General features: G+C 36.1%; 17 protein-coding genes. 16 read left to right on the forward strand and 1 reads right to left on the reverse strand.

Annotated elements, in window-relative coordinates; translation table 11 throughout:
- Positions 1-13 precede the first annotated feature (13 nt).
- From TPRIMZ1_RS0104025 to TPRIMZ1_RS20675, 16 genes are all read left to right on the forward strand, one after another.
- Entirely contained in the window at positions 14-1,210 is a 1,197-nt protein-coding gene (locus TPRIMZ1_RS0104025; RefSeq protein ID WP_198429896.1) for an MBOAT family O-acyltransferase, read from the forward strand.
- Between the two features lie 47 nt (positions 1,211-1,257).
- Complete coding sequence (locus TPRIMZ1_RS0104030; RefSeq protein WP_026043509.1) at positions 1,258-2,517, forward strand: alginate O-acetyltransferase AlgX-related protein; 1,260 nt, start codon at positions 1,258-1,260, stop codon at positions 2,515-2,517.
- A 17-nt stretch (positions 2,518-2,534) separates the two neighbouring features.
- Positions 2,535-3,536 (forward strand): glycosyltransferase family 2 protein, encoded by a 1,002-nt coding sequence (locus tag TPRIMZ1_RS18430; protein ID WP_010255478.1) that lies wholly within the window; start codon positions 2,535-2,537, stop codon positions 3,534-3,536.
- A 9-nt stretch (positions 3,537-3,545) separates the two neighbouring features.
- The gene (locus TPRIMZ1_RS0104040; RefSeq protein WP_010255479.1) at positions 3,546-4,493 is read left to right on the forward strand and encodes a glycosyltransferase family 32 protein; all 948 of its coding nucleotides are present in this window, start codon (positions 3,546-3,548) and stop codon (positions 4,491-4,493) included.
- Complete coding sequence (locus tag TPRIMZ1_RS0104045) at positions 4,494-5,357, forward strand: hypothetical protein (protein ID WP_010255480.1); 864 nt, start codon at positions 4,494-4,496, stop codon at positions 5,355-5,357.
- A gap of 8 nt (positions 5,358-5,365) precedes the next feature.
- Positions 5,366-6,649: a nucleotide sugar dehydrogenase gene (locus TPRIMZ1_RS0104050; protein ID WP_010255481.1), complete on the forward strand. Its 1,284-nt coding sequence runs from the start codon at positions 5,366-5,368 to the stop codon at positions 6,647-6,649.
- Between the two features lie 34 nt (positions 6,650-6,683).
- Complete coding sequence (locus tag TPRIMZ1_RS0104055; protein ID WP_010255482.1) at positions 6,684-7,526, forward strand: hypothetical protein; 843 nt, start codon at positions 6,684-6,686, stop codon at positions 7,524-7,526.
- A complete protein-coding gene (locus tag TPRIMZ1_RS0104060) occupies positions 7,523-8,590 on the forward strand; it encodes an NAD-dependent epimerase (protein WP_010255484.1) in 1,068 nt (355 codons plus the stop codon). The genes TPRIMZ1_RS0104055 and TPRIMZ1_RS0104060 overlap by 4 nt, the downstream gene beginning before the upstream one ends.
- A 13-nt stretch (positions 8,591-8,603) precedes the next feature.
- Entirely contained in the window at positions 8,604-9,767 is a 1,164-nt protein-coding gene (locus TPRIMZ1_RS0104065) for a glycosyltransferase family 4 protein (RefSeq protein WP_010255487.1), read from the forward strand.
- A gap of 237 nt (positions 9,768-10,004) precedes the next feature.
- Positions 10,005-11,039, forward strand: a complete 1,035-nt coding sequence (locus tag TPRIMZ1_RS18435) for a CDP-glycerol glycerophosphotransferase family protein (protein ID WP_332829109.1) — start codon at positions 10,005-10,007, stop codon at positions 11,037-11,039.
- Positions 11,033-13,801: a membrane protein insertase YidC gene (gene yidC / locus TPRIMZ1_RS0104075; RefSeq protein WP_010255496.1), complete on the forward strand. Its 2,769-nt coding sequence runs from the start codon at positions 11,033-11,035 to the stop codon at positions 13,799-13,801. The genes TPRIMZ1_RS18435 and yidC overlap by 7 nt, the downstream gene beginning before the upstream one ends.
- 32 nt (positions 13,802-13,833) lie before the next feature.
- Positions 13,834-14,118: a glycosyltransferase gene (locus TPRIMZ1_RS0104080; RefSeq protein ID WP_010255499.1), complete on the forward strand. Its 285-nt coding sequence runs from the start codon at positions 13,834-13,836 to the stop codon at positions 14,116-14,118.
- Positions 14,119-14,277: 159 nt separating this feature from the next.
- Positions 14,278-15,108, forward strand: coding sequence for a hypothetical protein (locus tag TPRIMZ1_RS0104085; RefSeq protein ID WP_010255503.1), 831 nt, complete (start codon positions 14,278-14,280; stop codon positions 15,106-15,108).
- 30 nt (positions 15,109-15,138) lie between these two features.
- Complete coding sequence (locus TPRIMZ1_RS0104090; RefSeq protein WP_010255505.1) at positions 15,139-16,809, forward strand: hypothetical protein; 1,671 nt, start codon at positions 15,139-15,141, stop codon at positions 16,807-16,809.
- A gap of 140 nt (positions 16,810-16,949) precedes the next feature.
- On the forward strand, positions 16,950-17,882 hold the full coding sequence (locus tag TPRIMZ1_RS0104095; protein WP_232616734.1) for a glycosyltransferase: 933 nt from the start codon (positions 16,950-16,952) through the stop codon (positions 17,880-17,882).
- A 7-nt stretch (positions 17,883-17,889) separates the two neighbouring features.
- Entirely contained in the window at positions 17,890-19,536 is a 1,647-nt protein-coding gene (locus tag TPRIMZ1_RS20675; protein ID WP_198429897.1) for a hypothetical protein, read from the forward strand.
- On the opposite strand, the gene TPRIMZ1_RS0104105 is transcribed toward TPRIMZ1_RS20675, so the two are convergent.
- On the reverse strand, positions 19,501-20,727 hold the full coding sequence (locus tag TPRIMZ1_RS0104105; protein WP_232616735.1) for a CDP-glycerol glycerophosphotransferase family protein: 1,227 nt from the start codon (positions 20,725-20,727) through the stop codon (positions 19,501-19,503). The two genes, TPRIMZ1_RS20675 and TPRIMZ1_RS0104105, sit on opposite strands and share 36 nt — an antisense overlap.
- Positions 20,728-20,772: the final 45 nt, after the last annotated feature.

A 20,772-nucleotide genomic window follows, 5' to 3' on the forward strand; every position in this document is an offset into this window, starting at 1 on the left:
TTTAGTTATTATAATGGATAGGCAAGAGAACCTTAATAAACGTAAAACTTTTATGTTATTTGCGCTTATTGTTAATATAAGCATTCTCTTTATATTTAAATATTTGTCATTTGTTACAAAAAATATCGGATTCCTTCTAAGAAATGATAAAATTTTAATCAATATTACCTTGCCCATAGGGATATCTTTTTTTACTTTCCAGATGATTTCTTATGTATTAGACGTTTATTATCGAAAAGCAACGGTACAAAAAGACATTATTAATACAACCTTATATATTTCAATGTTTCCGCAACTTATTGCTGGACCTATTGTACGTTATGAAACTGTCGCTGAAGAGATCAATAATCGCATTGAGAAACCGGAAGAGTTTACCGATGGTATGGCACGGTTTATAATAGGTCTAGGCAAGAAAATGCTTATTGCTAATTATGCCGGGTTTATAGCCGATAAAATATTTTTATTGAATGGAAATTTATCGGTTGCATCCGCTTGGCTTGGGGCAATTTCATATACCCTACAAATCTATTTTGATTTTTCAGCATATTCTGATATGGCAATCGGTCTAGGAATGATGTTTGGGTTTCATTTTCATGAAAATTTTAATTACCCGTATGTAGCAAATTCAATTACCGATTTCTGGAGAAGATGGCATATATCTTTGAGTACCTGGTTTCGTGATTATGTGTATATTCCTTTGGGAGGAAACCGGGTATCAAAAAAACGGCTTGTATTTAACCTTTTTATTGTATGGCTATTAACAGGAATATGGCATGGAGCCAATTGGACATTTATTGCCTGGGGTTTGTTTTATTTTCTATTACTTATAACAGAGCGATTTGTAGGGTTTGAAAAACATATAGGATTTTTTTCCCATATATATACCTTATTTTTCGTGATTATAGGCTGGGTGTTATTTCGTTCAGAAAGTATAAGCCTGGCCAGACAATATTTAAGTGCGATGTTTTGGTTTGGTTCGATCGGATTAACCGATGAAATATTTTTTTTATATTTTAAATTTGGAAAAGTAATTTTATTAATCGGAATATTATTATCGACACCGATTGCTTCTCTATTAAAGAAAAAGTTTTTAAAAAATGCGAATATATATAAATGTGTATCCTCAGTAGGTTTAATTTTCGTATTCATTCTTTCTCTTTTAATATGCATTAAATCGACATACAATCCTTTTATTTATTTTAATTTTTAATGAAACGAATAATCGTAAGAATATGCATCTTCATCATAATATTTTTCATGTCTACAATATTATTACGTTTTGGTACTAATATATTTCTTTTAAAAATGTTTCATATTGATAATGCCTTTACACATATGGTGTTTTTTGATCGATCAGATGTTTTTGCTGAAGTATTTTCAAATAAAAATGAAAATATAAAATGGGCTGAATTATATCCATTTGAAAATACCTTTAATAAAGTTTCAAAAATAAGTATTCCTGATAAAGTGAAAAATAATATTAATAATATTGAAGAAAATATTGTAGAGTACACAAATAATCTTTTAATTTATCATGAAAAGATGGCAGAATATGCTGCCCAATATGAGAAATTTCTTGGCTGGCCTTTGCATGAAACAATATTTGATTTAGGTGATGGATGGCTCTCTGAGAGTGTAGATGAAATCAAAAATATTTCCCCTCATGCAGTGGAGTTAAGTAATTTTAATCAATTCCTGAATGGTCTGAATATTGATTTTTTGTATGTACAAATCCCTTCCAAAATCAGCAAAAAAGATAATATAAACACAGATTTCTCAAATAAAAATGCAGATAATCTGTTGTATGCATTATCTCAAGAAAATGTTCCTATTCTTGACTTGCGAGAATATATACTCAAGCAAAATTTAGACCATCACAATTTGTTTTACAAGACAGATCCCCATTGGAAGGCAAAAACTGCCCTCTGGGTTACTGGTATACTTAGTGAATATTTAAATCTAAATAATGATTTTGAAATCGGCTATAATATCTATGACCCTGATAATTTTACCTATGATATTTATAATGATTGGTTTTTGGGATCATACGGACGAAAAGTTACTTTGGCAAGAGCTGCCCCAGAAGACATTACTTTAATTTACCCGATTTTTAATACGGATTTTATATTTAAAATTCCATCGCGAAATATTAATAAACAGGGGTCATTTGACATATTTTATGATTATGATCGTATTAAAAATCTTGATTATTATAATTCTGATCCCTATGGTGCATTTTGTTATGAACGTAACCCAATTGTTACTATAACCAATAATTTAGTGAATATTGATAAAAAAATATTATTTCTTGTAGAATCCTTTGGGCGGTACATTCCTCCTTTTTTATCGCTTTCTATAAAAAATGTTGATTTTGTTGACTTGAGAAGTTTTGACGGGAGCATAAAAACTTATATTGAGAAAAATATGCCGGATATGGTAATTATTATGTATAACCCCAATGTTATTGAAGAAATCAATTCATATAATCCTTCTAACAATTTATTTGATTTTGAATAAGAAAAAAGGTAATATTTATGCCTATAATTTCAATAATTATTCCCATTTATAAAGCTGAGAAATATCTCCAAAAATGTGTTGACAGTATTTTGTCGCAGACATTTACTGATTTTGAATGTATCCTTGTCGATGACGGATCCCCAGATAAATCCTCTGATATATGTGATGAATATGCCGTTAGAGATAGCAGGATATTTGTTATTCATCAAAAGAATAGCGGTAGATCTTCTGCGAGAAATGCAGGGTTGAATATAGCAAAGGGGGAATGGATTGGTTTTATTGATGCGGATGATTGGTGCGAACTTGAAATGTTTCAATTCTTATATGAGAATGCAAAAAAATATTCCGCAGATATTTCTGCATGTTGCCGAAAAAGAGTAACATCTGATGATGACATTGGGGTAATATCTGAGAGAAGAAAGGTTGAAACTCTTTATGATGGCCAAAATGCAATTTATGCAATGTTAAAGCAGGATATTTCCAGAGTTGTTACTGATAAGATATTTAGTTCGTATTTTTTCAAGGAATGTAATATTCAGTTTGATGATAAAATTAAAAAGGGGCAGGATCTATTACTATATTATGAAGTTCTAAGATATGCCAAAAAAATAATTTATTCGCCACATGCATATTATAATTATTTCATTAATAATCCTGATTCAGTTACTAACCAAAAAGGTTTAACAGAAGATGTAAAAACTGCGTTTTTAGTCTATGAAAAAATGCTAAAGATCGAAACTAATAAAAAAATTAGAAAGATAATAATAACCAGAAAAGTCAATGATGCTAGTGAATTAATTCTGTATTATATTTCAGTAAATGATTATATTAACAAATCATGTAAAACATTAACAAGATTTGTAAAAGACAATGTGATGCATATTTTATTTGATTTCTCTTATCCAATAAGAAATAAAATATTAGTTTTGTTATCTTTGAATCCAAAATTATGTTATCTTTTAAGAAACAATTATAAATTTATTAAGCAAAGTCTAAAAGCACTTCTTAAACACGGATAATAACTATTTATGAAAAAAATAATTCATAGGATATTTTTCAATTTTGATAATGGTCCCGATCCATTTTTGTCATATCTTGAAACATGGAAAAAACAGCTGCCTGATTTTGAGATAATGTTTTGGGATAAAAATAATTTGCCCCTTGATTTAAATGCATATACTTCATATATGACCAAAACAAAAAACCATGCTTATTTAAGTGATTATTTTCGATGCTGGTTATTAGAGAAATATGGCGGAGTATATCTTGATGCGGATATTGAAATATTAGATGGTAATGTTTTTCGAAATATTTATGAAGAAGCTCAGAAAACAGAAGAGTATACCCTTTTTATTGGCATTGAAAGTGAGCGGGATGGAGACTTGACTGCCCATTCAATGGGTGTAAAATGCGGGACAACACATGAAGTTCTCTCATTTTTAATGAATTTGTATGAAACAGCTTTCTCAACTCCCCTGCGATACGTTATAAAGAAATTTCCCATTCCTGATCTGGTAAATCTTTATTTACGTAGCCTTGAAGAAACAGATAATTGTTCTCTTAGTATCGAAGGTCACTTTCGCGGAAAACAAAACCCAATGATTATAAACAAAATTAAAATTTATCCCCAGGATTATTTTTCTCCTCTTTCGAATTATAATAATGAAATGATGGTATCTGTTTTTAGTACAAATACTTGCCTATGTCATCATTTTGCAGCTTCCTGGAGGGATGCGGATCAAAATAATATAAACGGAAAGCTATTTTCTGACTTACTAAAAGAAAATTATTATACTATCCCTCCTGATATATTTCCTCGAATAAAAGAAAGATATGGTGAATTGAAAATTTTTCCCAGAAGACCATTATGGGCTTTAAGTGAGAATGAGGTATTACAATTTGAAAGAATCACTAATAAAATTATTCCCTATGGTGGGATAGTATACAAATTATTAAGAAAATTAAGAAAGCACTAAATGGTATTCAAACGGATAAAGCAAAAACTAATTAGAATACTTTTTTACGAACAATGGTCATTACTAGTTTGCAATCTTGAAGGTACTATTATCAAACCAATTGTACCTCCTAAAAATTACATCTGGGCGGATCCATTCCCTATTGAATATAATAATAAGACTTATATTTTTGTAGAACAGCAAATAGGATCAAATAACGGAACTCTGGGTTTTATAGAATTATATCCTGATTTAACTTATTCATCCTTTGTACAAATATTAGAAAAGGATTACCACCTTTCTTTTCCAAATGTTTTTACTGTGATTGAAAATGACCAAACTATTTGGTATATGATACCTGAAACGCATGAAAATAAAACCATTGATTTATACAAAGCAACCAATTTTCCCTATGCATGGAACTATGAAAAAACGTTAATGAAAAATATTGAGGCAGTTGATTCTACTGTTTTTTATTATGATTCCTATTGGTGGCTTTTTACTAGTATTGGTATAAAATCGTATTTGCGGAATAAAAATTTATCTCTTTTCTATTCAGATACATTCCCTTCCGATAATTGGATTCCACATCCACAAAATCCTATTTGCTCAAATTTGAGTAATAGTCGCCTGGCTGGGGCTATTTGTTTGAACAAAAATACCGGAAAACTCAATCGTTCAGCTCAAAATTGTGTAAAGAATTATGGCACGGAAGTTAATATTAATGAAATTTTACAGCTAGATACATTTTCATATAAAGAAAAAAAAATAAATACTATTTTACCTGAACGAAGTTCTCATGCAGTTTGTACACATACTGTTAATTATTCAAAGCATTTTATATTACGTGATATCAAAACTAGGATATTGTGTCCATTCAATTAGGAGTTTTTATGCCATTTATAGAGAAACCATCAATTGTTATTATAGGACTTGGTTATGTTGGACTTCCTTTAGCGGTTCGCATTGCCCATAAATATCAGGTGACTGGTTTTGATTTAAATAAAGTTAGGGTAAATCAATTAAATGATGGTTATGACAAAACCGGTGAAATTACAAGTGATGATTTACATTCGGTAAGCAAAAATATATCCTTTACATCAGATAAAGGACGCATCATTGGCGCAGATGTGTATATCGTTGCGGTCCCAACCCCGATAACCCGTAATAATACACCGGATCTCACTCCTTTAACAGGCGCATCTGCTACGGTTGGACAGACGATGAAAAAAGACGCTGTGGTTGTATACGAATCTACCGTATATCCCGGATGTACAGAGGAGGTCTGTGTTCCTATCTTGGAAAAAGAAAGTTCCCTTGTATTTAATAAGGATTTTTTTGTTGGATATAGCCCCGAGCGTATTAATCCCGGTGATACCGTACATACGGTGGATAAAATTGTTAAAGTTACCAGTGGGAGCTCTCCGGAAGCCGCTGAATTTATTAACAGGATTTACGCTTCCGTAATTAGCGCGGGAACGTATCGCGCTTCATCCATAAAAGTAGCTGAAGCCGCAAAGGTTATAGAAAACACCCAGCGTGATTTGAATATTGCCTTCATGAATGAACTTGCGATTATATTTGCACGTATGGGCATAGATACAACTGAAGTATTGGAAGCAGCTGAAACAAAATGGAATTTTTTGCCCTTTAAGCCGGGATTAGTCGGTGGGCATTGTATTGGTGTTGATCCCTATTATTTAACCTATAAAGCCCAAGAAATAGGATATCATCCCGAAGTAATTTTAGCAGGCCGGCGCCTAAATGATAATATGGGAATCTATGTCGCATCGGATCTGATAAAAATGATGATACGCCGCGGAATAAACGTGTCCGGAGCAAGGATTATTATTTTAGGTATTACTTTTAAGGAAAACTGTCCGGATATTCGTAATACCCGTGTCATTGATGTTATCCAGGAATTATTGGAATATGGATGTATTGTTTCTGTATATGATCCCTGGGCGGATGCAAAAGAGGTTACCGCTGAATATGGCATTGACATATTGGCCGCCCTGCCTGAACCTTCTGGCAGCGCCGTATATGATGCCTGTATGCTGACGGTAGCTCACCGCGAATTTAAAACCATTAATCCCAGAAACATACTTATCCCGAAGGGTATCGTCTACGATGTAAAAGGATTTTGGCCTAGAGAAATGATAGATAAACGATTATAAGATATTTACTATCCACTGTATAACGGAGCTGGGAATGATATATTACCGTAAGAAAAACGGTGTAAAGATCGCTGAAATTTGGTACAATCTTTCTGAATTACCCGATAAAAAAACAGATGTTTTTATATATAAATTTACCCGGGAGAAACATCTCAAAGCTGTTTCTATTGAAGAAAGGTTTACCATTGTTTCGGATTTAACGAAAACCGAAGCAGAATTATTATCGCTTATACATAAGAATGCCCGGTATAAAATTAACCGGGCAAATGAACGGGATGATATACAATGTGTTACCCACTTAGAAAAAAATGAAAAGAATAAAGAAAAATTATTCCAATATATGGATTTTTTTAATACTTTTGCCGGTTCAAAAAACAGATCCAAAATACACTTTTCCGATCTTAAACAATTTTATGAAAATGGAACTTTATGCATACGGAGCGCCATTAAGGATGATACCCTATTGGCAATGCATGCCTATATAATATCGGATAATACGGTGCGGCTGCATCAATCGGCGTCCCATTTTCGTGCAAGTGAAGATTCTGAATATCGAAATCTCATTGGGCGGGCAAATCGTTTTTTACATTGGGATGATATACTGCATTTTAAAAATGATGGTCTATCATGCTATGATTTTGGCGGCTGGTATGGCGGTAAAATACTTACAGAGCGATTATTAATAAATCATTTTAAAGAAGAATTTGGCGGAGATATATGCCGGGAATATTCGTTTATTGTTCCAATATCACTATTAGGTAAAATGTCTATTTATTTCCATGCTGTCTTTAAGGTGATGGAAAAAATCTGGTGGCGCCGTAAGGATATAGTAAAAAAAATTAAGCGAAAAAATAATAATAAGGATACTGATGCATGAAAATTCTTATAACAGGAATGGCGGGCTTTATCGGTTTTCACCTTGCGATGCGTCTTGTAAAGAAGGACATTGAAATCGTAGGGCTTGATATAATAAACGATTATTATGATATTCGGGTAAAATATGGGCGACTTGCGCAGTTGGGGTTAAATGTGCCGCAGGATGCGGCGGAACACGGAAAGGGATTTCAAAAAATCACATCTTCCATTCATCCCAATCTTAGTTTTGTACGTATTGATTTGACTGATTCGGAAGGGATAAAAGCTCTTTTCAAAAAAGAATTATTTGATACTGTTGTAAACCTCGCCGCTCAGGCCGGAGTACGGTATTCCCTTACCAATCCGGATGTTTATATAGCAAGCAATATACAGGGGTTCTTAAATATTCTTGAAGCTGCTCGGGCTTTTCCGGTAAAACATCTGGTATATGCATCTTCCAGTTCTGTGTACGGTATTAATACCATCCAGCCTTTCTCAGAAACCGGCGCTGCGGATCATCCTGCCAGTCTCTATGCGGTAAGCAAACGCTGTAACGAGCTTATGGCCCATAGCTATTCACATTTGTATGGCATACCAACAACAGGACTGCGTTTCTTTACGGTATATGGTCCCTGGGGTAGACCGGATATGGCGCTTTTTCTGTTTACAAAGGCAATCCTTGAAGGTAAACCTATAGACGTTTTTAATTATGGTAATATGCAGAGGGATTTTACTTACGTGGATGATATTGTTGAGGGTATTACCCGAATTATGTCCTGTATACCCCGTGGTTGCCCTGACTGGGACGGAATTCGGAGCGGACAAGGTCCGGCTCCTGCACGGGTGTACAACATAGGCAACGGCGCCCCGGTGCGTTTACTGGATTTCATTCACGCCCTGGAAGAAGAATTAGGTATGGAAGCGAAAAAAAATATGCTGCCCATACAGCCCGGGGATGTTCCTGCCACGTGGGCCGACTGCAATGCCCTTGAACAGGATACAGGATACCGTCCACAAACCAGTATACGGGAAGGGATCAAACATTTTGTTACCTGGTATAAATCATTTTATTTAAATAAGGAATAATCAAAATATTATAATGAATATACTTGGAATTTATTTACTAAACCAAATTAGAACAGGGGGAAATAGACGATATTTAGAACTCATGGAAGCCCTTGCAGAACGGGGCAACAGGGTTTTTGTTATTATAAACAGTTTTCTCGATTACACACCTCGTTATTTTACCGTGGTTAAAATACCTATAAAATATATCCGTCATCGATTTCCTCCAGCCTCATATCTTTTTAAAAAAAATGTAAAAAAAAATATAGCGAGTATTAAGAAAGAACTAAACGTAAATAATTTTTTTCCTATAGATTTTATTCAGATATTCGGAGATACCCATTTAAAAGTTGCATTGTATTTAAGAATGGAATTACGGCTTCCGTTGTTTTATGGGTTCCGTTGTAATGATATAGATCGTGCACATATCTTGCGGGCAAGTGGAGGTATGTCTTTAAAGGAATATCTATTTTCACTACTCTATGAACCAATAAACCGTTTCAGAGAAAAACAGGTTGCCCGATATGCAGAACGTATTTCCTTTCAAAATAGTGCAGATATGAAACGTTTTGTTCAAAGAACCAGATGTCCCGAGTTAAAGACGGTTGTTATCCCTGGAAACATAGGCTTACCACGGTGTACTTTAGAATATGAAAACAAAAATACGTCATCACAAGTTAAAAATATTCTTTATGTCGGTTCTCTTTCTGCAAGTAAAGGATTATGGGATTTATTGAAAGCCCTTAGTATTTTAAAAAATAAAGGATATGATTTTCTTCATTGCCGTATTCTTGGTCGTCTTGAAAATATTGATCCAACAGAAAATCTTATAAAAAAATTGAATATCGAAGAATTAATTTCAATAGATGGTTTTAAAGACCCATTCCCCTATCTTATCAATTCTGATTTGATGGTATATCCTACCCTTTATGACGCTTTTCCAAATACGGTACTTGAGTCTCTTCATTCAGGATGTCCGGTAATAGCCTCTGAAGTCGGCGGGGTCCCGGATCTGCTTCATTATCCTGAATTACTGTTTGAATCCGGAAATATACTGCAAATTGCCGATAGGATTGAACGATGCATAAAAGACACATCTTTTTATATGCATATCAGAAAGTTATGCGGAGAAAGAGCTGCGGTTCATCATTTCGACTGGGCAGAGCAATTTGAAAATACTATGAGAGCGTGTAAATAAAGGTTAGATTAGGATGAATAAATGAAAAAAAGGATAAGCAAAAATGCTCTTATTATATATTGATCCTGGAACCGGAAGCATGCTTTTTTCTCTTTTTATAGGTCTTGCCGCAGTTCTTTATTTTTTTTTAGAACATTGATAATTAAAATAAAATATTTTTTTATCGGGAATAATAAAAATTATTCGAATAATCAAAACGAATATGTAATTTACAATGAGGGTATTCAATATTGGAATGTGTTTAAGCCAATTCTTGACGCATTTGAAAAAAAAGAGAAAAAAGTTTTATATTTAACATCTGCCAAAGATGATCCTGTCTTTAAAGAACAATATAAATTTATTTCAGCCGAATATATAGGCACAGGTAACAGGGCTTTTGCGCGATTAAATTTTCTTGAAGCTGATATATGCCTCATGACAACCCCTGGTATAGAGGTATTTCAAATTAAGAGATCCAAGGGCGTTAAACATTATTCACATATACTTCATGATACCGGAGATGCTACTTGCTATCGTTTGTTTGGCATTGATTGGTTTGATTCAATTTTATTAAGCGGTACTTATCAGATTAGCGATATAAGGAAATTAGAAAAAATACGATCGACAAAACATAAAGAACTCGAAGTAGTTGGAAGTACATATCTTGATATTTATAATGAGAAAATAAGAAAAGTACCAGTTGAAAAAAATCATATATTTACCGTGCTTATTTCCCCTTCCTGGGGACCAGGATCGCTGCTAAATATTTTTGGCGAAAAGCTTATTAATCCGCTTTTGGATACTGGATGGAAAATTATTATCAGACCTCACCCACAATCTAAGAAAAACGAAGGGGAAATGCTCTTGAGGCTCGAAGAAAAGTATAAAAATTCAAAAAATATCATTTGGGATTATAATCCGGAAAATATTATTTCCTTAGCAAGGGCAGATGTAATGTTTTCCGATTTTTCCGGAATTATTTTTGACTATATTTTTCTTTTTAATAAGCCAGTAATATATTCAAACGCATATTTTAATATTAAAATGTATGATGCGGCAGACTTAGATCATATTCCCAAAAAATTTGAAATGATAAAATTATTTGGAACAGAATTAAAAAAAGATGATTTAGAAAATATAGTAGATATAATAAAGAACGCCTCTGAAAATGAAAAATTAACAGCGGCGAGAAAAACCGCAAAAGAAACTGCATGGCAGTATATCGGAGAGAGCGGGGAGAGATCGGTGGATTTCCTGGTTTTAACAAAGGAGCGTATCAAAGCATCATGTTAAACATCCTTTTTAACATAATAATTTATCCAGTAAAATTATTACTTGAGTCTATTTATGCGGTATTATCTATATCTCTTTTTAAGGAAAATATCGGTATTTCCCTTGCAGGACTCAGTATTACAGTTAATTTACTATGTCTGCCATTATATGCTAAGGCTGAACAGTTACAGCAGGTTGAACGGGATATACAAAAGAAAATGGCAAGCCGCATTGCGGATATAAAAAAATATTTTAAGGGTGATGAACAATACATGATCCTGGCAATGCATTATAAGGAGCATCATTATCACCCTATAATGGCTCTGCGTAGTTCTTTGAGTTTATTGATACAAATACCATTTTTTATCGCCGCTTATTCTTTTTTGTCCCACTTGGATTCATTAACCGGTAAATCGTTATTTTTGATAAGTGATTTAAGTACTCCGGATGCTCTTTTTTCCATAAATAATTTTTCAATTAATATATTACCGATTTTAATGACTATTATAAATATAATTTCTGGTCTTGTTTACGCCAAAGGATTTGCAAAAAAAGAAAAGATTCAACTTCTTTTAATGTCTCTTATTTTTTTAGTGCTCTTATATAATTCACCATCTGGCCTTGTTTTATATTGGACAATGAATAATATTTTTTCTTTAGTAAAGAATATCTTATTTAAAATTAAAAACCCCCTTAAAATTCTTTATGCTATCGGCTGTGTTTTATGCGGTGCTTTCATGGTCTATGTATTGTTCTTTCGTTACAACAATCCAATGCGTGCCTTTAGAAATAAATTTTTTTCAGCTATTGTATTTATTGTATTTACCGGCATACCATTATATTTATTTTTCGTAAAATGTGCTGTTAAAAAATGGAGCGGATTATTTTCTGTTAATTTGAAAGATACGAAGAATATAATGATACTATCATGCGTCAATCTTTGTTTATTTATCGGATGTTTTATACCCTTTAACCTTGTTGCTTCAGATCCTGTGCAATTTGCATCAATTCCTAAAATATCGAGTCCTTTTTCTCTTCTTGTATCTCCTGCTATACAGGCCATTGGCTTATTAGTATTTTGGCCATTGTATTTATTTTTTCTTGCATCTAATAAAATTAAAATTGTCCTGTCCGTATTATTTCCTTTATTGGTTATCTGTTCATTTTTAAATTTCTTTGTTTTTAGCGGTAATTATGGTATAATATCTCAATCACTGAATTTTCAACTCCGTGACGGCATATTCCTTGCAGGATCTCTATCAAGACAATTAGTAAATATTTTAGCTTGTGTTATTACCTCTATATTATTATCTTTGCTATTCGTTTTTAAAAAAACAAAATTAATATCTGGATTATTAAGTATTTGTATTCTAGGAAATATATTCCTATGTACGAGTAAACTTTTTCAAATTAAGACTGTTATTGATCATGATATTGAATTTCAAAATCAAATAACCAATAATGCCATTTCTAACGATACTAATGACATAATTTCTCCCGTGTTTACTTTGGGTAAGACAGGGAAGAATGTCTTTATTATCATGTTGGACACCGCCATAAGTTCATATTTTCCTATATTCCTGGAAGAAAGACCGGAATTTAGGCAAAGTTTTTCAGGATTTACCTATTATCCAAATACCCTTTCTTTTTTCCGTAGAACTCTTTTTGGAACACCGCCTCTTTTTGGCGGATATGAATATACTCCGATAAACATGAATGAAAGAAACAGCGAGAAAATGAAGGATAAACATAATGAATCCATGTTAGTGCTTCCCAAATTATTCAAACAACATGGTTTTAATATAACCGTAACTGATATGCCATATGTAAATTATGAATCTCCAATGAATCCCGATTTTTTTACACAAAGGGGGATAAAAGCTCAGAATATTTCCACTGCATACATTAAAAAATATATTCATGATATAATGGGACTTGATGAATATATTGAAATAACTCAAATTGCACAGTTATTAAATCGTAATATATTACCATTTGCCATACTTGAAGCATCACCCTACATTCTACGTGATTTTCTCTATCAAAATGGAAATTATTGGAGTACTGCTGATTTTTCTACTGATTCGGGAATTCCACTTTCAACCATTAGTAATTATGCATCATTATTTTACTTACCACAGATAACAAATATAACGGAAAACGATAATACATTTTCTATTTTAGTAAACAATCTAACCCATGATGCTGTTTATTTGCAGTATCCGGATTATTCCGCCGAAAAAGATATAATAAACCATGGTAGGAATATTTTTGGAAATCTAATTTCCTTTAAATATTATCATACAAATAGCGCTTCGTATATTCTTTTAGCAAAGTGGTTTGACTATCTCCGACAAAATGGGGTTTGGGATAATACCCGTATAATTATTGTATCCGATCATGGCGACGGAGGATTAACTAACCCGGATTTTACATCATTCCAAAATGACTATGTAATTCCTTATAATCCCATACTTTTGATTAAAGATTTTTCCGATAAGGATGATTTGAAAACAAATAACGACTTTATGACAAATGCGGACGTGCCATTATTGGCAACAAAAGATATTATTGAAAATCCCATAAATCCATTTACAAAAAGAGCTTTGGAGCCTGACAAGAAAGATGGCATCTATATATTTACGGAAGGATATACTAATACTTCCTTCTATACCGGCAATACCTTATTACAGGACAATTCTAAGTTTTTTTACGTGCATAATCCTATTTTTGATCAGAAGAATTGGCGTGAATTGCAATACAAAGATTTTAAAACAAACTAGTAAAAATTAGTGAATGATAAAAGGATTTTAATATGGACATAAGTGTCGGAGTTCCAGTTTATAACAGCGAAAATATTCTACCCGAACTTATTCGTCAGTTTAAAGATGCTTTAAAGGAATTTGAATATGAAATTATTCTTGTTAATGATGAAAGTCCCGACAAAAGCTGGGATGTTATTCTTAAAGAAATATTATCAAATTATCAGTTTATTGGTGTAAATTTACGAAAAAACAGCAGTCTGGACAATGCAATTATTGCAGGTCTTAAATACAGAAAGCCCAAATGGAATGTAAAAAATTACCCATTGCTGTATTAGCGAAAGTTCAGATGAGAAGTACAACATGGCCTAAAAGTGAAGGAGTTAGCCGGAATGAACCCGCTAATACGGACAAGATAAGGGTTATAGTCAGATATGGGAAAATAATACTTTTAAAATATTAATTCCAAAAATCAGATAAAAATTCAAGTAAACACCATGGCTAAAATAAAAAAAGGTCTCCTAACCATTGCTATCGGCAAAAAATACATCACCCAGGCAAAGTACCTGGCCTATTCCTGTATGCTGCATACACCCCACACTGTCCGGGCGGTCATTACCGACAACCCTACCCTGCTTTCCGGTTATTATGATATCCTGATTCCCTATAACCCAGAGTATGGAGATCCCTTTGCCGCCAAAACTATGCTGCATAGGTATACACCCTTTGAAAAGACCCTCTATCTGGACGCCGATTCTCTGGTGATGACTGGTATAGATTCCTATTGGGAAGTTCTAGAAGACCGTTCTTTTGCGTATACCGGGGAACTGATAAAAAATGGGGAATGGTATTTTGATATAGAAAAAATAATGGACAAATTATCCCTGCCCTGGATACCGAAGCTTAACAGCGGTATGCTATTATTTGATACCGGGGAAAAATCTAAAGCAGTTTTTGATACGGCAAATGATTATATGCAAAACCATGATGAACTTGCGGTACCCTTCTTCAGAGAGAAGATGCTTCCCGATGAGCCCTATTTTGCTATAGCCCTGGCAAAACAGGGAGAAACGCCCTATGCGGATCATGGCCGGTTTTCCCGTACCCTCATAGGGGCGGATCACATTCGTCTGGATTCCATCAAAGGTTTTGCCTTTTTTATAAAAAAAGGGGAACAAGTTTTCCCTCAGGTAGTTCATTTTTGTGGGCGGTTTGGACAGTTTTTTTATCTTTTTGAGAAAATAAAACTTTATTTTTGCTTTAATCCGCCTGTAAAAGTGTTTTTTAATGGCATTTTTTCTGTAATACGAAATATAGTGAAAAAGTGATATTATTTAATATACTTTAAGGAAAGTCGTATGAAACCGAAAAAATATTTATTCATCTTGTTTTTTGTTCTATGGTTTTCTTTACCAGGATTATCGTTTGGAGAAACCTACTTTATCGATTCGTCGGAGGTACGTACCCTGCGCTACCTATATAGCAGGGCAAAAAAGGTTTTCCCCTTTAGCGCATTCCCAGTTCATGGCAGTGACCTTCTGGATATTGCAGAGAAACTTCCCCCTCTTTCATCAGAACAGGATCAACGTCTTCTGGACAGTTTAATTGCTGAATTTAAAAACCAGCAGGAGAATAATATTTCACTCAAGGGAAACCTTACGGCTTCCTATGTACATCGTCTTCGTACTGCTTCGGTTTTAGCTGATGATGAGCTTGTAAAGAATGGCATGGATTTTCAACGACAGTATCTTTCTGCTCCGCCTATTTTAGACCTTAATGCTGGGATAGGTACTTTTACGGGGATTTATGTAGAGGGGGAGATAGGCCTGCGCAAGGCCTGGTACGATGACTACGATCCGACGAATAATTTCCTTTTCCCCGCGCCGGATTCCGAGCTGGATATCAATTTCGATATCCTTAACAGGGGTATGCTTTTCTGGAACGGTGAACATATTAATGTTGGTTTAGGCCGGGATAAGGTTCACTTTGGAAATACTCCCGGGGGAACTCTTTACCCTTCTGCATCCCTACCCTATTTAGACGGTCTCAGAATATCTACTCCCATTGGACCCTTTAGTATGGACTATTCACTTTCCACTATTCAGGCAAGGAGAGCAAAAAAACTAGAGGGAAAAAATATACTAAATGGGGGTTATAACGGTTATTATTACGATGCATACAAAAATTTCGGTTTTATGATGGATGAAAATCCTACTATTATTTTGACTGCCACCCATCGCTTTCAATGGAATTTTGGACAGATAAAGACAGGGCTTGGGGGAACTGTAGTATACGCCCGCAGTAATAATATGTTCTTGATGACCGATATTATTCCAATACAAATTTGGCATAATGCGGACGTGCGTCCCAATAATCTTAATATGGTACTTGATGCTTCATGGGCATTGTACCCCGGCTTAACCCTTTCAGGAATTGTCGGGTTTGACGATATAAACGCCAATTTTATTGGGATTAATGATTCCGAGGTGCCAACCATACCCGCAGGAATTTTGCAGCTGGAATATAATTTACTTACCCCAGCGTTAAAAGCGAATTTCCTGTTTGAAGCCGGCGCTACCCACTTCCTTTGGGGTAATTATGGCTATGACGGTGAACCCGATGACGGCAAACCCTGGGGCGGCGTCTATCTTGCAAGGGCAATATACCGTTATTCGCCAAGTAATGACGGAGTTCTACTGCCTTTAACAAGTCCTTACGGACCTGGGGTGTATTGGGGACGCGTAACAAGCAGTTTTACTATTTCTGATATTCCTTCCTTTGAAATCGGCGCAGATTTATTATTGTTAACAAAAATACGAGGGGCAAACCTTGTTACAACCGGATATAGTAATGACGGTGTAGCAGATGAATCCCGGTACTGGTTTTTCTCCCTGGATCTGCCCTGTGCTTATACCTGGAAATTTCTTCAGTTTTCTTTTACCCCGGCGTTATTGGTAAATGATGGAGATATTGGTTTTGAATTAAACCTTGGACTAAGGTACAAAATTCAAGGGAAAACCTACTTTTGATTACTGTCTTGGCCTGCTATGAGCGTATATCCCTCTTCCATACCATGGAACCTTTTTTTATTAAAAAGTTCCGCCGCCTGTTTCATTTTACCCAATCGGCTGAATATTGCCTAACTAAAGATAAAAATAGCCTCCTTTTTATGGAGCGGTGTTTTCAGTATCGAGACCCCAGGGATTTGATCGACGGAGAATATGAACTAATTAGACGATTACGGGATAAGTATAAAACCATAGTTTTTTTAAACGGCCAACCTGAAGCTGGTACCAATCGTCTGGATCTGCTTCCCTATGTGGACCGGCTTTTTTACAAATCGGTATTTTTTGATTTAAATAATTATTGTAAGGATCTTTACGCAAAAAATCTTTTTGCCGATTATTATCATCAAAAATATGGCATATATGATAAAGATAGAGAATACCGGTGTGTCCCGGCTATTAGTACCGCTGATACTAAAAAAATAGAGCTTTCCTGGAATATCGGTGTGGGTAATTATCCCCGCAGGAATTGGCCCCAGCGTATGGGGACGGTATTAGCCCGGGCGGGTCTTCCCGATCTGAGGCGGTTTTTTAAACCCGGGCAAAGGGCTCCGTCGGATTTTTCAGGTTCCGTCAGGACTATTGCAGTTCATGCCCGGATCGATCCCGTATCCTGTGAATCCATCTCTTATCAGCGGCGTTTATACCTTGAAAAAATAAAGGATGATACACGTTTTTTAACCGGAATGGTTTCACAGGATGTTTATTACCGGGAACTGCGGGATGCAAAGATAACCCTATCTCCCTTCGGTTGGGGTGAAGTCTGCTTCCGGGATTTTGAAGCGATTATTTCCGGCAGCTTGCTTCTAAAACCCGATATGTCCCATCTAAAAACCTGGCCCAATGTGTATATTCCCTACGAAACCTATGTTCCCACCAACTGGGATGGAACGGATATTATAGAAAAGGCAGAAATCTATCTGGGGAATGATCTGGAACGACAGCGTATCGCCCGGAATGCCTGGGAGCAATACTGCGATCAATTGTACGGTCTTGAAGATCGGTTTACTTCACTTTTTCAAGACATATTAGTATAAGAGGAAGATGATGAAAAAAGTATTTGTTAGTGTGTGTGTTTTAGCGTTTATTTGCATGTCCCTTATTGCGGAGGAGGCGCCGGAAACGGATGTTAAGCGCAAGGTATTGATCCCCGCTTTTGATGCCATGGATATTGACTTCATGAACATTGGCTTTGGCGTCGAACTGGGGGTTAAGGAGGAATCCTTCTACAATGCGAATAATATTCGCATGGATTTTGTTACCAGCCATTTTAGCTTAGTGGCCGATCTTGCCATGGCAAATGATCAGAAATACGCACCATCCCGGGTGATGATCCCCGCAGGAAGTTTTATGGGGCATTACTTCTTTATGAATGAAGGGGGGCTCAATTTTAATCTATGGAATTTCAGTGCGGACCTTGGCCGATTCAGGATCTATGATGTTGTGGATTCACCCTACTCCCTGTTTATCAACTCCCTGGGTCATTCTACCAATACCCTGAATATAAAATATGACGGACCGCGCTTTCTCTACCAGACCCAGTGGATAGAAATGAATTCCCGTAATAGTGTTTCGAGTCCTGTGTGGAATGAATACCATTGGAGAAAAGAAAACCAGCCGGATGGTCTGGCTGGTCCCATTGATTATGATGACCTTCATTCTCCTGATGATGATAATATTAAAGATATAGGTTTCCCCGACCGTGGGGCGAATTACAAAATTTATGCAGTAAAGGTGAAGGATTGGCGTCTTGGGTTTTTGGATGCTGCGGTTTATACCGGACGCTCATTTGATTTGGAATATTTTCTTAATCCTATTCCCCAATATTTTATACAATACGTAAAGGTCACCCCCGGACGCCCCTGGACCACGGATTCAAACGAAAACAACATGTTCGGTCTTTTTTGGGACATTGATAAAAAGGACCTATGGAGCGCCTATGCCCAGGTGCTGGTTGATGATTTTAGCCTTGAGTTCCTGAAATTCCTGTACGATGGATTTGCCGATAATCCATGGAAAGCAGCCTGGGCCTTAGGCGGAAGGCTTCATACACCCTACGGTCGGTTTGGGTTTCACCACGGCGGCGCTCTTAAATATACCTTTGAACCCGTAGGCTCACCGGAAGGCAGGTATTCCGGGGATGATGTCAGGACTGCCTACGGGTACACCTACTATCCTGAAGCACAGTACTACGATGATGAAAGTACGGGGGATCTGGTTTCTATTCTTATCGAAGATAATATGATTGGTTATAAACACGGAGAAAACAATATTGCCTTCCAGGTGGATTACCAGAACAAGTTCTCCGGTTTTTTGGTAACATCTGAACTTGAATTCTCCCTTACCGGGAACAGCTCCTTGGCCAATCCTTGGCAGGATTATACCGCACGGTCAAAAATACCCAGCGGAGAAAGAGGAACCCGGCTGTTGGATGATGCGGAGCTTGAAAAACGCCTTGAATTCCGGGTGAATGCTTCCCGCCATATCGGTCCGTGGGGTTTTTATGCCGCCGCCGCTCTTGGCGGAATTTTCAATAAACTTAAACTTAAACCGGCGGATATAACTATGAATTCATCCCCCGATTCCGACAGCGGGGTGGCCGATAGTATTATGATATGGAAGGCATCGCAGGATCATGAATTCATTTTCCGGTTTTCAATTGGCGTCAGATATACCTTGGGGGTATTGTAAAATGCTGCAAAGTGCATCAACTACCCTTTTACCTGCTTCTCCAGGATACATATAAGCTTCGTTCCGTAACTTCCCGCTTATTTCTTTCTTCTCCCCCCCTCCGATAATTCTGTCAAGAAACCCCTCTATTTTCTCAAAATCATCCTCGTTTACCGCGGTACCCAGGTTCCGTATGGCTCGGAAGGTCCAGGCTTCATCTTCGATATCCGCTAAATCGTATGGCCGTTTATCAAAATCGAAACGGGGGTAAATTACCGGGCGGTCAAATAAAAATACATAATCAAACACCACCCCTGAAAAATCGGAAATAAGCACATCGGCGCGGGACAGGGCTGTCAAGTTTTCTACGTCAAAATTCCATTCCACATTTTTATAGGAATCCAAACTTTTCTGCAGCGTTTCTATGGTGTTTTTTTCTGAAATCATACTTTGCGGATGGGGACGGATAATTATTCTGTAGGAAGATTTCGCGAGGGGATCCAGTAAGCGTAAGCCGTAACGGCGCATAATGCCGTTTGCCCCCCAGGATGGGGCCACTAGAACTGTTTTTTTATGGTCCCCCTCTTTCGGTAATTCTTTTATATGTTCCGCCATTACATCAAGGTAGGTACATCCGGTAACAAATAGCTCCTTACGGGCTGTACCCCGCTGTTCCTCCAGCTGCCGTATATCCTTCTTTTGATACTCACCGGTTAAAAAAACTGAATTGTAATAGTCCAGGCTGAAGAGGCGGTAAGTGGTTGCGTCGGTAACCATGTGGAGTATATGTGCGTAATGCCTTACCCCAGGAGATCGTTTAAGCTGTAATACATCAAGGCCGGGGGTAGTCATAAGGCAGACATCAGCTTCAAGGAAATTTAAAAAATTGTATGCCGCGTTTCCCTTCCCGATAAACTTCTTTTCCAATAAACTATCCGGCGCTTGAAACGACAGGCCCGGATCATCTTCACCGCTCGTGTAATAAACGCAGGGCATCCCCCGGATGATCAGCTCTTCAAGTACCGGCTTAAATACATTCCAATACTGTTTCCCTTCAGAATAGATAACCAGCTGAGGCCGGGCTGCTGAAGCGGTTTCAGAATTGCGTTTACTGTTTTTATTAAACAGGGATCCGGTTTTAATTTTAATAAGAACATTTTTAAAAAAGAAAAAGACCGTAACCGCCAAACCGGTTAATAGTGAAAAGAGCATACTCCCTGTGCCGGGATCAATATATGCATGGAGCGGGAAAGGCAG

The organism is Treponema primitia ZAS-1 (genome assembly GCF_000297095.1).
Classification (GTDB): domain Bacteria; phylum Spirochaetota; class Spirochaetia; order Treponematales; family Breznakiellaceae; genus Termitinema; species Termitinema primitia_A.